7 protein-coding genes are annotated in these 14,223 nt (G+C 67.9%); 5 read left to right on the top strand and 2 right to left on the bottom strand.

The window, feature by feature from the left end; genetic code table 11:
* The first annotated feature begins 88 nt into the window (after positions 1-88).
* From AB4Y92_RS01740 to AB4Y92_RS01750, 3 genes are all read left to right on the top strand, one after another.
* Positions 89-6,019 carry an alpha-2-macroglobulin gene (locus AB4Y92_RS01740; protein ID WP_441818065.1) on the top strand — a complete coding sequence of 1,977 codons (5,931 nt, stop codon included), beginning with the start codon at positions 89-91 and terminating at the stop codon, positions 6,017-6,019.
* A gap of 145 nt (positions 6,020-6,164) precedes the next feature.
* Positions 6,165-8,498, top strand: coding sequence for a penicillin-binding protein 1C (gene pbpC / locus AB4Y92_RS01745; RefSeq protein ID WP_441818066.1), 2,334 nt, complete (start codon positions 6,165-6,167; stop codon positions 8,496-8,498).
* A 301-nt stretch (positions 8,499-8,799) separates the two neighbouring features.
* Entirely contained in the window at positions 8,800-9,474 is a 675-nt protein-coding gene (locus AB4Y92_RS01750) for a hypothetical protein (RefSeq protein WP_441818067.1), read from the top strand.
* Positions 9,475-9,528: 54 nt separating this feature from the next.
* On the opposite strand, the gene AB4Y92_RS01755 is transcribed toward AB4Y92_RS01750, so the two are convergent.
* Positions 9,529-10,863: a PQQ-dependent sugar dehydrogenase gene (locus AB4Y92_RS01755; protein WP_441818068.1), complete on the bottom strand. Its 1,335-nt coding sequence runs from the start codon at positions 10,861-10,863 to the stop codon at positions 9,529-9,531.
* Between the two features lie 149 nt (positions 10,864-11,012).
* Between AB4Y92_RS01755 and AB4Y92_RS01760 the strand changes: the two genes are divergently transcribed.
* Both AB4Y92_RS01760 and AB4Y92_RS01765 read left to right on the top strand, forming a co-directional pair.
* A complete protein-coding gene (locus tag AB4Y92_RS01760; RefSeq protein WP_441818069.1) occupies positions 11,013-11,924 on the top strand; it encodes a LysR substrate-binding domain-containing protein in 912 nt (303 codons plus the stop codon).
* A 419-nt stretch (positions 11,925-12,343) separates the two neighbouring features.
* On the top strand, positions 12,344-13,276 hold the full coding sequence (locus AB4Y92_RS01765; RefSeq protein ID WP_441818070.1) for an alpha/beta hydrolase: 933 nt from the start codon (positions 12,344-12,346) through the stop codon (positions 13,274-13,276).
* Between the two features lie 375 nt (positions 13,277-13,651).
* Here the strand turns inward: AB4Y92_RS01765 and AB4Y92_RS01770 are convergent, their stop codons facing one another.
* The gene (locus AB4Y92_RS01770) at positions 13,652-14,173 is read right to left on the bottom strand and encodes a nuclear transport factor 2 family protein (RefSeq protein ID WP_441818071.1); all 522 of its coding nucleotides are present in this window, start codon (positions 14,171-14,173) and stop codon (positions 13,652-13,654) included.
* Between the last annotated feature and the right edge of the window lie 50 nt (positions 14,174-14,223).

Below are 14,223 nucleotides of genomic sequence, written 5' to 3' on the forward strand. Positions count from 1 at the left end.
TCGAAACGTCGCAACTGATGGGGACCGGCTGAGCAACGGATCGCTCGGCCCGGCACTGGCCACCGCACCACGGATCGGAACTTCCGCAATGCAAACCTCTTCGTCGCCGTCGCAACCGGCTCCCGCCGCGGAGGCCGGCGACGCCGGCCGCCCTAAGCCCTGGACGCGCGCCAGCCGCGCCGTCTTCGGCGATATCGCCTGGTCCCCGCCCGCGTGGCTCGCCGCGCTGCTGGCGCGCATCCGGCAAAAACCCGGGTTGTACCTGGGCAGCCTGCTCGGCCTGATCGTGGTCGGCGCGCTCGGTTACTGGCTCGCCACCCGGCCCAAGCCGGTGATTCCCGGCGCGCTGAGCGTGGAAGTGCACGGCCCCGAGCTCACCGACTACAGCCGCAAGCCGGCCACGGTCGATACCTTGCGCCTGACCTTCTCCGACTCGGCCGCGCCGCTCAAGCAGATCGGCTCCGCGCCGCTCGGCGTGACGCTCACGCCCGAACTCAAGGGCGCCTGGAAGTGGGAAGACGACAAGACCCTGGTGTTCACGCCGTCCGCCGACTGGCCGGTGAAGACGAAGTACAAGGTCGAACTCGACACCAAACAGACCGTAGCGCCCAAGGTGCTGCTGCAGGAACACGAATTCGAATTCCAGACCGCGCCGTTCAAGGCCGAGATCGCCAGCAGCGAGTTCTACCAGGACCCGCAAGACCCGGCCTTGAAGAAAGGCGTGTACGAGCTGAAGTTCTCGCATCCGGTCGATGAGGCGCAACTGCAGCGCCGCGTCGCCCTGTCGCTGGCCGACGGCGGCGGCACCGCGATGGCCGCGCCCAAGTACACCCTCACCTACGACGACACCCGGCTCAAGGCCTGGGTCCATTCCGAACCGCTGACCCTGCCGGAAAACGGCGGCACGCTGAAGCTCGAACTCGCGCCCGGCGTCGTCAGCGCGCTCGGCGGCGAAGGCAGCGCGGAAAAACTCAGCTCCCAGGTGCGCCTGCCCTCGCTGTACAGCGTCAGCGTCGACAACATCGATACCACCCTGGTGGAGAACGAGCGCTTCGAACCCGAACAGGTGCTGGTGCTGAGCTTCAACAACGCCATGCGCGACACCGATGTCGCCGGCGCGGTGCGCGCCTGGCTGCTACCGGCCAAGGACCCGCGCCGTCCGGCCAAGGAACAAAGCGGCAACTACTCGTGGTCGCGCGACAACGTCGATGAAGCCGTGCTCAAGGCCGCCACCGCGCTGCCGCTGAGCGCGGTGCCGACCGAGCGCGAATACATCGAAATCCACAGCTTCAAGTTCCAGGCCCCCGCCGGCCGGCATATCTATGTGCGCGTCAACAAGGGCCTGAAGGCCTTCGGCGGTTTCATCCTCGGCGCCAACCACACCGCCGTGCAGACCGTGCCCGAATACCCCAAGCTGCTGCGCTTCGTCGGCGAAGGCGCGCTGCTGTCGCTGCGCGGCGAACGCCGGGTCAGCGTGGTCTCGCGCAACGTGCCGGCGGCGCGGCTGGAAATCGCCCGCGTGCTGCCCGAGCAGATCCAGCACCTGGTATTCAACAACAGCGGCAGCTACGCCAAGCCCAGTTTCTACAACCTCGGCGCCGACAGCCTGGTCGAGCGCGTGGAAAAACGCCTGACCCTGCCCGCCGACAATCCGGCCAAGGCGCATTACGAGGGAGTGGATCTGGGCGAGTACCTCAAGCCGAACCGCCGCGGCGTGTTCCTGCTGAGCCTGCGCACCCTGAGCGATGAAGACGCCCAGCGCTCGGCGGAGGAAACCCTGGCCGACGATGCCGGCAGCGAGGAAGACAGCCGCCTGGTCGTGCTCACCGACCTGGGCATCGTGGTCAAGCAGGCGATGGACGGACGCCGCGACGTGTTCGTGCAATCGCTGTCGAACGGCTCGCCGGTCGCCGGCGCGCGCGTTCGCGCGGTGGCGCGCAACGGCGAAACCCTGGTCGAGGCCGACACCGACGCCACCGGCCGCGCGCAGATTCCTTCGCTGAAAGGCTTCAAGCGCGAAAAAGAACCGGCGATGCTGACCGTCAGCCAGGGCGAGGACTATTCCTTCCTGCCTATCGACGACTACCGCCGCAAGCTGGACTACTCGCGTTTCGACATCGGCGGCGAGCCCAACGACCTGGAAGCCGGCGCGCTCAACGCCTTCCTGTTCTCCGATCGCGGCCTGTACCGTCCGGGCGACACCATCAACATCGGCATGATCGTGCGCGCCGCCGACTGGAAACGTCCGCTCGCCGGCCTGCCGCTGGAGTGGGAATTCACCGACCCGCGCGGCAACGTGGCCAAGCGCGAGAAGCTCAAGCTGAGCGAACAAGGCTTCGAAAGCGCCAGCTTCGCGCCGAGCGACAGCGCGCCCAGCGGCACTTGGCAGATCCAGTTGTTCCTGCTGGGCCGCGACGACCAGCGCACTACGCTCGGCTCGACCTCGGTGCAGGTGCGCGAATTCGCCCCCGACACAATGAAGGTGACGGCGAAGTTCTCCACCGAGAATCCGAAGGGCTGGATCAAGCCCGAGCAATTGTCGGCGACGGTGTCGGCGGAAAACCTGTTCGGCACGCCCGCGCAGCAGCGCCGCGTGGAAGGCACGATGGTGCTGCGTCCGTTCTTCCCGGCCTTCGCCGCCTATCCGGGTTATCAGTTCTTCGACCCGCAGCGGGCCAAGGAAGGTTACGACGAAGCGCTCAGCGACCAGACCACCAACGCCGAGGGCAAGGCCGAGTTCAAGCTCGATCTGAGCAAGTATGAGCGGGCTACTTACCAGTTGAGTTTCCTCGCGCGCGCCTTCGAACCCGGCAGCGGGCGCAACGTCGCCGCTCAAACCAGCGCGCTGGTATCCAACAACGATTTCCTGGTCGGCATCAAGCCGCAGGACGATCTGAACTACATCAAGCGCGGCGCCAAGCGGGCGCTGCAACTGGTGTCCATCGGCCAGGACGGCGAGCCCAAGGCGGTCACGGGCTTGCGCGCGGTGGTGGTCGAGAAACGCTACGTCTCGGTGCTGACCAAGCAGGATTCGGGCCTGTACCGCTATGTCTCGCATGAGCGCCGCTACGACAAGCGCGACGAACCCCTGGCCCTGGCCGGCGGCCGTCAGACCGTGTCGCTGCCGACCGATCAGCCGGGCGATTTCCTGCTCGAAGTGCGCAGCGCCGACGGCAAGGTGCTCAACCAGATCGGCTACCAGATCGCCGGCGCGGCCAACCTGTCGCGCTCGCTGGAACGCAACGCCGAGCTCAGCCTCAACTTGTCCAAGTCCAGCTACAAGCCGGGCGAGACCATCGAGATCAGCATCCGCGCGCCTTATGCCGGCAGCGGCTTGATCACACTGGAACGCGACAAGGTCTACGCCCACGCCTGGTTCCACGCCGACAGCAGCGCCAGCGTGCAGAAGATCACCGTGCCGGCCGATTTCGAGGGCAACGGCTACATCAACGTGCAGTTCCTGCGCGATCCGAACTCCGACGAGATCTACATGAGCCCGTTGTCGTTCGGCGTGGCGCCGTTCGCGGTCGATCGCAGCGCGCGCACGCAGCCGCTGAAACTGACGCTGCCCAAGGTGACCAAGCCGGGCACGCCGATGACGGCCGATGTCACCACCGAAGGCAAGGCGCGGGTGGTGCTGTTCGCGGTCGATGAAGGCATCCTGCAGGTCGCGCGCTACCGCGTCGGCGATCCGCTGGATCATTTCTTCCGCAAGAAGTCGCTGCAGGTGGACACCGCGCAGATCCTCGACCTGCTGCTGCCGGAGTTCAGCCGCATCGCCGCCTCGGCGGCGCCGGGCGGCGACGGCGAAGGCGGCATGGCCAAGCACCTCAATCCGTTCAAGCGCAAGTCGGAGAAGCCGGCGGTGTGGTGGTCGGGCATCGTCGATGTCGATGGCAGCCATCAGTTCAAGTTCACCCTGCCCGATCACTTCAACGGCCAGGTGCGCGTGGTCGCGGTGGCGGTGACGCCCGGACGCATCGGCGTGATCCAGGACGATGCGATCGTGCGCGGCGATTTCGTGCTGACCCCGACCGTGCCGACCCATGTCGCCCCGGGCGACGAGTTCGACCTGCCGGTCGGCGTGGCCAACACCATCGAAGGCGCGAAGAAGCCTTCGCAGGTGACGGTCAGCCTGCAACTGCCGGCGTCGCTGAGTCTGGTCGGCGCCGCGCCCGCCGCGGTGTCGATCGCGCCGCGCAGCGAAACCACGGTGCGGTTCCGGGTCAAGGCCGGCAATGCGCTGGGCGCGCTGCCGGTCGGCATCCAGGCCGCGTCGGGTACGTATTCAGCCAAGCGACGGATCGAACTGTCCTTGCGCCCGGCCCTGGTCGCGCGTCAGGACCTGATCGCCGGCCGCGCCGACAAACGCGTCGTCATCCAGCCGCTGCGCGCGATGTACGACCAGCGCGCCACGCGGCAGGTGTCGGCCTCGGTGTCGCCGCTGGTGGCGGTGGACGGGCTGACCGCGTACCTGAGCGACTACCCGTACCAGTGCAGCGAGCAGCTGCTCAGCGGCGCATTCCCGGCGCTGGTGCTGGCCTCGCATCCGGAACTGGGCAAGATCGTCGATAACCGTCCGGGCGATGCGAAGCTGGACATCATCGACGTGCTGCGTTCGCGCCAGAACAGCGAAGGCGGCATCGGCCTGTGGACGGCGACGCCGGAGGCGGACAACTTCGTCACCGGGTATGCCGCGCTGTATCTGCTGGAAGCGCGCGATCGCGGTCAGGCGATTCCGCAGGATCTGCTCAAGTCGCTCAACGGCTATCTGGAACAGCTGGCCGCCGACCGCTCGGGCAACGACCTGCCGTCGCTGCGCAGCCGCGCGCTGGCGGTGTATCTGCTGGTCCGCCAGGGCCGCACCGCCAGCAACCTGCTCAGCGCGGTGCACGAGCAGATCAAGCGCGATCAGCCCAAGACCTGGGAGAACGATGTCGCCGGCCTGCTGATCGCATCGAGCTACCAGTTGCTGCAGCAGGACAAGGCAGCGCGTCCGTTGGTCAACAAGGCGCTGATCCGCGCCAACGGCGCGGCGGCGACCACGCGCGGCGTCTACGCGTCCTACTACGACAACGGCATCGATCAGGCCTGGACGGTGTATCTGCTGAACCGTCACTTCCCGGCGCTGACCCGCGACGGCCTGAAGATGACGGCGCTGGAACGCCTGCTCGATCCGCTGCGTCACAACAGCTACAACACCCTGTCCTCGGCGCTGACCGTGCTGGCGATGGACGCCTACGCCGGCGCCCAGCCGCAGCAGCCGCTGCCGGTGCTGGAAGCGGCCGGCAAGGACGGCAAGTCGCGGCCGATCAGCGCGGCGCAGGGCGTGATTTCGCGCGGCAACTTCGCCGGCGGCGACCTGCGCCTGTGGGTCGCGCCGGGCGGCCCGGCGCCGGCCTGGTATCTGGTCAATCAAAGCGGCTTCGATCGCGCCCTGCCCAAGGAAGTGCAGGACAAGGGGCTGGAAGTGGTGCGCGAGTACCTCGACGACGCCGGCAAGCCGGTCGCCACGATCAAGCAGGGCCAGGAAGTCACGGTGCGCGTGCGGGTCCGCGCGCTCGGCGTGCCGATGCGCGATTCCATCGCGATCGTCGATCTGCTGCCGGGCGGTTTCGAACCGGTGATGCAGTACGTCGCGGCCAGCGCCGGCGCGGACGAAAGCGAAGCCACGGAGCAAGAAGGCTGCGAAGAAGACTGCGGCGAAAGCGAAGGCGATGGCGAAAGCGAGGAAGGCCAACCCTCGCGCGACGGCCCCGATCCGAACGCGGCGCCGCAGCAGACCCTGGCCCTGCCCGGCTCGACCTTCGCGCCCTTGCATGTCGAACAGCGCGAAGACCGCATCGTCCTGTACGGCAGCGTCGGCGGCGAAGCCAGCGAGTTCCGCTACAAGGTCCGCGCCAACAACAGCGGCAAGTTCGTGGTGCCGCCGGTGTATGCCGAATCGATGTACGAGCGCTCGGTGTACGCGCAGGGCGGCCCGGCGGGCGTGTTGCAGGTGAACGCGCCCACGCCATGAATCCGTGGCGGGTTGCGGTGAGAAGGTGGCGGCGGCGGGTCATTGCCGCCGCCGCGTTAGAGAACGTTTTGCACTTTGAGCCTGTGCGATGAATCTCGGCTTGTTTCGCATAAGCAAGTGGCGGCGGCAGTGGCTGGCTCTTGCGTTGAGCCTCATTGCCGTCGCTGCGACGTGGGGCGCCGTGCGCTTTTGGCCGCGCCCCTCGCTGTCGGAAGCGATCCCGCTGTCGACCGTGGTGCGCGACCGCGAGGGCCGGCTGTTGCGGCTGACCCTCGCCAGCGATCAGCGCTACCGTTTGTGGGTGCCGCTGAAGGATATTTCGCCGCGTCTGGTCGAAGCGGTAATGCTGCAGGAGGACGCGTGGTTCCGCTGGCATCCTGGATTCAATCCGGTCAGCCTGCTGCGCGGCGCCTGGTCCACCTACGGCAGCGGCGAGGCCCGCGTCGGCGGCTCCACCCTGACCATGCAGCTCGCGCGCCTGCGCTGGCGCCTACAGACCCGCGATGTGCGCGGCAAGCTGGTGCAGATCGCGCGCGCGGTGCAGCTGGAGCTGTGCTATTCCAAGGACGACATCCTTGAGGCTTATCTGAATTTCGCCCCCTACGGCGGCAACATCGAAGGCGTCGGCGCGGCCAGCCTGATCTATTACCGCAAGCCCACCGATCGCCTGACGCTGCCCGAATCCCTGGCCTTGGCCGTGCTGCCGCAAGCGCCGTCGCGGCGCGGCAAACTCGCCGTGCACGAAGACGGCAACGACGACGCCTATTACATCGGCCGCGGCCTGCAGGCCGCGCGCGCGCGGCTGTACGCGCGCTGGCGCGAACGCCATCCCGAGGACGCGGCTGAGGACGCGCTGCTGAACCTGCCGCTGCGCCTGCACAGCGCGCGCGAGCTGCCGTTCCGCGCGCCGCACTTGGTCGATCGCGTGCTGGCCGAACAGGCCTGGCATCCGGAGGCCGGGCCGGAACTCAAGACCACGCTCGACACCCGCCTGCAACGCCTGCTTGAAGAGCGCGTGCGCAATCATCTGCAGCGCGAACGCAGCCGCGGGCTGCGCAACGCCAGCGCCATCCTGATCGACACCCGCGACATGGGCGTGCGCGCGCTGGTCGGTTCAGCGGATTACTTCGACACCTCGATCCAGGGACAGGTCAACGGCAGCGACGCCAAGCGTTCGCCCGGTTCCACCTTGAAGCCTTTCATCTACGCCCTGGCCCTGGACCAGGGCGTGCTGCATCCGCAGACCGTGCTGCGCGACGTGCCCAGCGCGTTCGGCCCGTACACGCCGGAGAATTTCGACGGCCGCTTCATGGGCCCGGTGACCGCGACCGAAGCGCTGGTGCGCAGCCGCAATATTCCCGCGGTGTATGTCGCCTCCCAGCTCAAGCAGCCCAGCTTCTACGATTTCCTGCGCCAGGCCGGGGTCAGCCGCATGGCCAGCAAGGATCACTACGGTCTGGCGCTGGTGCTCGGCGGCGGCGAAGTGACGATGAACGAGCTTGCGCGCATGTACGCGATGCTCGGCAACGACGGCCGCCTGCGCGCGCTGCGCTGGCGCGAGAGCGATCCGCAGGAAGAAGGCGCGCGCCTGATCAGCGCCGAGGCCGCGTTCATCACCCGCGACATGCTGCGGCATAACCCGCGCCCCGACGCGGGTTCGCAATCGGCCTCGCGGCCCTTGCCGGTGGCGTGGAAGACCGGTACCTCGTGGGCGTTCCGCGACGCCTGGAGCGCCGGCATCGTCGGGCCGTACGTGCTGGTGGTGTGGATGGGCAATTTCGACGGCGCCAGCAATCCGGCCCTGGTCGGCGTGGAAGCGGCGGCGCCGCTGTTCTTCGACATCGTCGATGGCCTGCAGGCCGCGCGCGTGGATCTGGCCGATCCGGTGCGGCAATGGCCGATCAACATCAAGCGCGTGGAAGTCTGCCGCGCCAGCGGCGACCTGCCCAACGCCTGGTGCCCGCAGCGCGGCATGACCTGGTTCATCCCCGGCAAGTCGCCGATCCGGATCAGCACCGTGCATCGCGCGATCGCCCTGGACAAGATCAGCGGCCGACCGGTGTGCGGGCGCTTCGATCCCAACACCATGCGCACGGAAGTGTTCGAGTTCTGGCCGTCGGATCTGGCCCAGGTGTTCGTGCAGGCCGGCATTCCGCGCAAGCGCCCGCCGTCCGGCCACGACTGCGGCGGCGCCCAGGATTGGCTGGGGTCGGCGCCGAGCATCACCTCGCCCTATCGCGCCACCCGCTACACGATGCGGCTGTCGCATCCCGATCAGGTCAACCTCAGCCTGGCGGCGACGGTCGATGCCGACGTGTCGAAACTGTACTGGTTCGTCGGCAACACCTTCATCGGCAGCGCCGACCCGGGCAAGGCGCTGGCCTGGACGCCGGACCGCACCGGGCAGTTCCGGGTGTCGGTGGTCGATGATCGCGGGCGCAGCGATGAGCGGGAGATTGAGGTTGCGGTGGTGCAGTAGCGCTGCCTCGCTTAGGTTTCGGCTTCGCGATGAGAGTCTGTTCAAAGTTGCCGAGAAATAGGCTCGTCATTCCCGCGAAAGCGGGAATCCAGCGACTTTGACGTAGCTGCACGAAAGCCACTGGATTCCCGCTTTCGCGGGAATGACGGGCAAAAAACGCGAATGCCGCGATCAGGCCTTCGCGTCCCAAAGCCGCGACGCTGAACGCCATCGTGCCCGCGCGCGCCGGCCTTCACGACAAGCACCGCGCGAACGCCTAGTGTGGCCGGGTGCGCCGCCGCTCCCTTGCGAGAACCCCGCCATGCCGCGTTCCCTGATTGCTTTCACCCTCGGCGCGTCGCTGCTCGCGCTCGGCTGCTCCCATGCCGACGCCGCCAAGCGCCCCGCGCCGCCCGCATCGCCGTCGCCGGCCGCGCCGGACGAGATCGACCGCGTGCGCGGCTGCTGGATCCAGAAAGTCGAACCCGACGGCCGCGCCACCTTGTTGCTGCGCCTGTTGCCCGATCGCGAACACCCGCAGTGGCTCAGCGGCCAACTGCAGCGCGCCGACGGCGACGATCCCGATCGCCGCGTGCAATTGTGGTTCGCGCGCGACGGGCGCACCGCGCTGCTGGCCAGCCGCCCGATCACCGACCCCACGCCCGCGCCGGCGTCCAAGCCCGCGCCGATGCGGCAATTGCCGCACACCAAGGCGATCAAGCCCAACGCCGACGCGATGGCCTCGCTGATCGCCAATCCGCAGGCGCGGATCGAATACGAGCGCATCCCTGCCGCGGCATCGCCGACGCTTGGCGCATCGATGGACACGCACACCCTGGACTACCGCGAACGCGGCGCGAGCAAGCATCTGCGCATCGAGGTCTCGCCCGAGCACTTGAAGCTCAGCATCGTCGGCGCCGCGCTGTCGCATAAACCGGGCACGCCGAATTCAGCCGCGGTGGTGCTGTTCGACGGCGGCCGCGACGGTTGCGACTGAGCCGGCGCGGCCCGCGACCGCGATAACCCGCGCGGCGATCGAACGCGTCCGCGCTCAGCGAGCGCCGGCCGCCGTCACCCGCCACACCGTATTGCCGACGTCGTCGCTGACCAGCAAGGCGCCGCGCTTGTCCAGGCGCACGTCCACCGGCCGCCCCTGCGCGTCTTCCTTCGCGTCGAGGAACCCGGTCAGCACGTCCACCGGCGCGCCGTCGGGCTTGCCGTTCTTGAACGGTACGTAGATCACCTTGTAGCCGCTCTTGGGCTTGCGGTTCCACGAACCATGCTGGCCCACGAACAAGCCATGGGCGAACGCCGCCGGCAGAGTCGTTCCCTGCGAAAACGCGATGCCGAGCGAAGCGGTGTGCGGCCCCAGCGCGTAATCCGGCGCCAGGGCCGATGCGACCAGTTGCGGATTCTGCGGCTGCACCCGCGTATCCACGTGCTGGCCGTAATAGCTGTAGGGCCAGCCGTAGAAACCGCCGTCCTTGACCGAGGTGATGTAGTCGGGCACCAGATCGCTGCCGATTTCGTCGCGCTCGTTGACCGCGGTCCACAGCGCGCCGGTGCTCGGCTCCCAGGCCAGGCCGTTGGGATTACGCAGGCCGGTGGCGAACAAGCGCTTCTTGCCGCTGGCGCGGTCGAGTTCCCAGATCGCCGCGCGGCCTTCCTCCATCTGCATGCCGTTCTCGCCGACGTTGCTGTTGGAACCCACCGTGATGTAGAGCTTGCTGCCGTCGGCGCTGGCGATGAGGTTCTTGGTCCAGTGATGATTGATGCCGGCCGGCAGGTCGGTGATCTTCACGCCCTTGTCGGCGATCCCGGTATCGCCGTCGTGATACGGAAAACGCCACACCGCGTCGGCGTTGGCGACGTACAGCTCGTTGCCGACCAGGGCCATGCCGAACGGCGAATGCAGATCCTTGAGCAGCACCGTGCGCAATTCGGCGACGCCGTCGCCGTCGGCATCGCGCAGCAGGCTGATGCGGTCGGCGCTGGGCACGGCGGCGCCGGCTTTCTTCATCACCCGCGCCGCGGCCCAGGCCTTGAAGCCGGACGGTTTCGGGTCCGCGGCCGGCGCATTGCTCTCGGCCACCAGCACATCGCCATTGGGCAACACATGCAGCCAGCGCGGGTGATCCAGGCCTTGCGCGAACGCCTGCACCGCCAGTCCCGCAGCGGGCGTGGGCTTGGCGCCGGCCGGCCAGCCGATGGCCGGAGCGATGTTGACGGTCGGCAGCGTCGTCGCGTTCGGCGCGGGCAATCTCGGCGTGGGGCCGGTGCCGTCGGAGACCTGCAGGCTCGCGCTCTCGCCGCAGGCGCTCAGCACCGCTGCCGACAGCAGCGACAGCGACAGAATCGAACACCAACGGCGGTGCGGACGGTACATGTGGAATCCTCATCGCGGCGAGGGTCCGAGCATGCATCGCCGATTATTAAGACGATGAGAAAGCAATCACGCCGCGGGCAATTCGTCTGTAATCGTGCCGCGGAACCGGCAACTGGAAATCCCGGCCCGGCGCGTGTCTAGAATGGCGCATGAAGATCACCCTCGACGAGCTGCTCGCCTTCGCCACCGTGGTCGATACCGGTTCGATCACCGCCGCGGCCGAATCGCTGGATCAGACCGTGTCCGGGGTCAGCCGCGCCTTGAGCCGGCTGGAGGAAAAACTCGGCACGACCTTGTTGCGCCGGACCACGCGGCGGCTGGAGCTGACCGAGGAAGGCGAAACCATGCTGGCGCGCACGCGCGCGATCCTGGCCTCGGTGGAAGACGCCGAAGAGCAGATGGCGCTGCGCCATCAGCAACCGGCCGGCCGTCTTCGGGTCAACGCCGCATCGCCGTTCATGCTGCACGTGATCGTGCCTTTGATCGGCGATTTCCGCCGCCGTTATCCGCAGATCGAACTGGAGCTCAACACCAACGATCAGATCATCGATCTGCTGGAACAACGCACCGACATCGCCATCCGCATCGGCCAGCTCGCCGACTCGACCCTGCACGCGCGGCCGCTGCCGAGCAGCCGTCTGCGCGTGCTCGCCAGCCCGGCCTATCTGCAGGCGCACGGAACGCCGCGCGCAGTCGCCGAGCTGAGCGAACACAGCCTGCTCGGCTTCGCCCCGACCGCCACGCTCAACCGCTGGCCGCTGCGCGATGTCCACGGCAACGAACTCGACATCGCCCCGCGCCTGCACGCCTCCAGCGGCGAAACCCTGCGCCAGCTCGCCCTGGCCGGCGAAGGCATCGTCTGCCTGTCGGACTTCATGACCCGCGAAGACCGGCGTCGCGGCGACTTGGTGCAGTTGTTCGCGGGCGAAACCCTGGATGCGCGACAGCCGATCAACGCGGTCTACTACCGCAACACCCAGCTGGCCTCGCGGATCGCGTGTTTTCTCGACTTCGTCGCCGAGCGGCTGGCGCCGCGTGGGGGCGAGGCGGCTTGGGAATGAGAGCGGCTGAAAGAACCGAACTACTCCTACTCCCTCTCCCGCTTGCGGGAGAGGGCTGGGGTGAGGGATGAGCGCCGCAGGCGCGAATGCTCTTGCTTGGAGTTCGGCGACTCTCGCGCCCTCACCCCAACCCCTCTCCCGCAAGCGGGAGAGGGGCTCCGTCGGCCCTCCCGTCATGAGGCAGTTTTGTTAGCGGCTCTAAGCGCTCCGGCAATGTGTGCGGTGCAAGTCCGAACACAATCGATCGGGCACGAGCCGCTTCGCACCAGGACCCGCGCCGCGCCGAAAGCGCAGCCACCACCCGACGCCGTCACCCACCGCATTAGAGCGTTTCGATCCGAGATATCCGGATTGCCGCCTCGTTTATCGCCGATTGGCGCGCCGATAGCCTGTGGACATCGTCTCCGACCGGAAGTCGCATGCCCCTGCATCCGCAAGCCCAAGCCATGATCGAGGCCTATTCGCCCGATCCCGACCTCGACTATCGCCAACTGGACGCCGCGCAACTGCGCGCGTCCTTCGCCATCCCCGAGCCCGCGGCGGCGCCGCGCGCCGACGTGCTCATCGAAACCCTGAGCGCACCGGGCCCGGCCGGGCCGATCGCGCTGCGGCTGTACCGTCCCGCTGCGGCGCCCGGCGATGCGTCCGCCCTGCCGATCACCGTCTATCTGCACGGCGGCGGCTTCGTGCTCGGCAGTCCCGACACCACCGACGGCCTGTGCCGCAGCCTGGCGGCGGGCGCGCGCACGCTGGTGGTGTCTGTGGATTACCGACTCGCGCCGGAAGCGCCGTTCCCGGCCGGGCTCGACGACGCTTACGCGGCCTTGTGCTGGGTTGCGCGGCACGCGGCCGAATTCGGCGGCGACGGTGAATGCATCGCCATCGCCGGCGACAGCTCGGGCGGCAATTTCGCCGCGGCGCTGGCGCAACGCGCGCGCAGCGACGGGCCGCGTCTGCGTCATCAGCTCTTGCTGTATCCGGTGCTGGACGCTGCTTGCGCCCATTCGTCGTATCGCGAATTCGCCGAAGGCTATTTCCTCAGCGCGCCGATGATGCAGTGGTACTGGCGCCAGTACCTGGGCGGCGCCGATCCGGCCGACCCGCGGGTGTCGCCGCTGCGCGCCGCGGACCTGCGCGATCTGCCGCCGGCGACGGTGTTCAGCGCCGAATACGACGTGTTGCGCGATGAGGCCGAGGCCTATGCGCAGGCGCTGATCGCGGCGGGCGTACCGGTCAGCAGCCGGCGCTGGGACGGGCAGATCCACGGCTTTCTGCTGCAGCAAGGCAGAGTCGATGCCGCCGATACGGCGCTCGCGCAAGCCGCCGCCGCGCTGCGCGCCGCGTTCGCCTGAGCGCCGCCGGACACGCAGCGAGCAAGCGAACCGAGCGAGCGGGATCTGGAAGGAAGATGGCCCTGCACCGCGTAGCGCCGCGGTGCAGGGCCGGAAGTGGCGGACGGTCACGGTACCGTCCCGCCACAAGCTGCCGCCGGCATCCTGGAGATATGACGGCGGTTCGACTGGGCCCAGTCATAAGCAACAACGGCACAGGCGGCATGACCCCCTACCTCGGTCGGGCCACAATCTTCGCGGGGTAGGCGCCGTGGATAGACACGGCCGGCACAGCCCCGCCGGCGCGGGCCACCGAGCCGCCGATCGGCCCGTAATCGGTTCCGCCCGCCGACGTCCGCAGGCAGGCCGCGACGTCAGAGACGCCCGCCGCCGCGATCAGCCGCCCGGCTTCTTCGACAACTCCGCCTTTTCCTGTTCACTCAGCGCGCGATGGCCGTAGCTCATCACCCGCGTCATCCGCCATTGCCCGTCCTTGAGCGCCCACACCATCAGGAACTTGGCGCTGCCCTCGCAGTTGCCGCTGCTCACTTCGCAGAAGCGGTGCTCGCCTTCCTCGATCGCGCCGTAGTCCTTGATCGGATAGACCTTCAGCGTCGCCGGCAACAACTCGCGGCGCACTTTGTTGCAGATGTACTTGCGGGTGTTGGACACGACCGTGGCGCGGTCGAAACTGGCGCCGCCCTTGTCGTGATAGAACTCCACGTCGGGCGAAAAATACTGCTCGAAGGTTTCCAGGTCGCAGCGGTTGTAGGCATCGAACACCTTGGCGTCGAGCGCGGCGATCGTCTGGCGCAGCGCCGCGTCGGCATCGGGCTCATCGGCCTTCGCCGCAAGGCTGGACAGCGACAAGGCGGCGGCGAGCAAGCACGCGGCGAGCGGAAAACCTTGATCCTTCATAACGGATACATCCCTTGTCAGCACGGTAAGCGGCCATCGGCCGGGAGGAA

The sequence above is a fragment of the Lysobacter sp. TAB13 genome (assembly GCF_052113885.1).
Classification (GTDB): Bacteria; Pseudomonadota; Gammaproteobacteria; order Xanthomonadales; family Xanthomonadaceae; genus Lysobacter; species Lysobacter gummosus.

Excerpts from the sequence above, each read along its gene's own strand:
- AB4Y92_RS01740 (WP_441818065.1), top strand. The coding sequence starts at position 89 with ATGCAAACCTCTTCGTCGCCGTCGCAACCGGCTCCCGCCGCGGAGGCC.
- AB4Y92_RS01760 (WP_441818069.1), top strand. The coding sequence starts at position 11,013 with ATGAAGATCACCCTCGACGAGCTGCTCGCCTTCGCCACCGTGGTCGAT.
- AB4Y92_RS01755 (WP_441818068.1), bottom strand. The coding sequence starts at position 10,863 with ATGTACCGTCCGCACCGCCGTTGGTGTTCGATTCTGTCGCTGTCGCTG.
- AB4Y92_RS01770 (WP_441818071.1), bottom strand. The coding sequence starts at position 14,173 with ATGAAGGATCAAGGTTTTCCGCTCGCCGCGTGCTTGCTCGCCGCCGCC.
- AB4Y92_RS01750 (WP_441818067.1), top strand. The coding sequence starts at position 8,800 with ATGCCGCGTTCCCTGATTGCTTTCACCCTCGGCGCGTCGCTGCTCGCG.
- AB4Y92_RS01765 (WP_441818070.1), top strand. The coding sequence starts at position 12,344 with ATGCCCCTGCATCCGCAAGCCCAAGCCATGATCGAGGCCTATTCGCCC.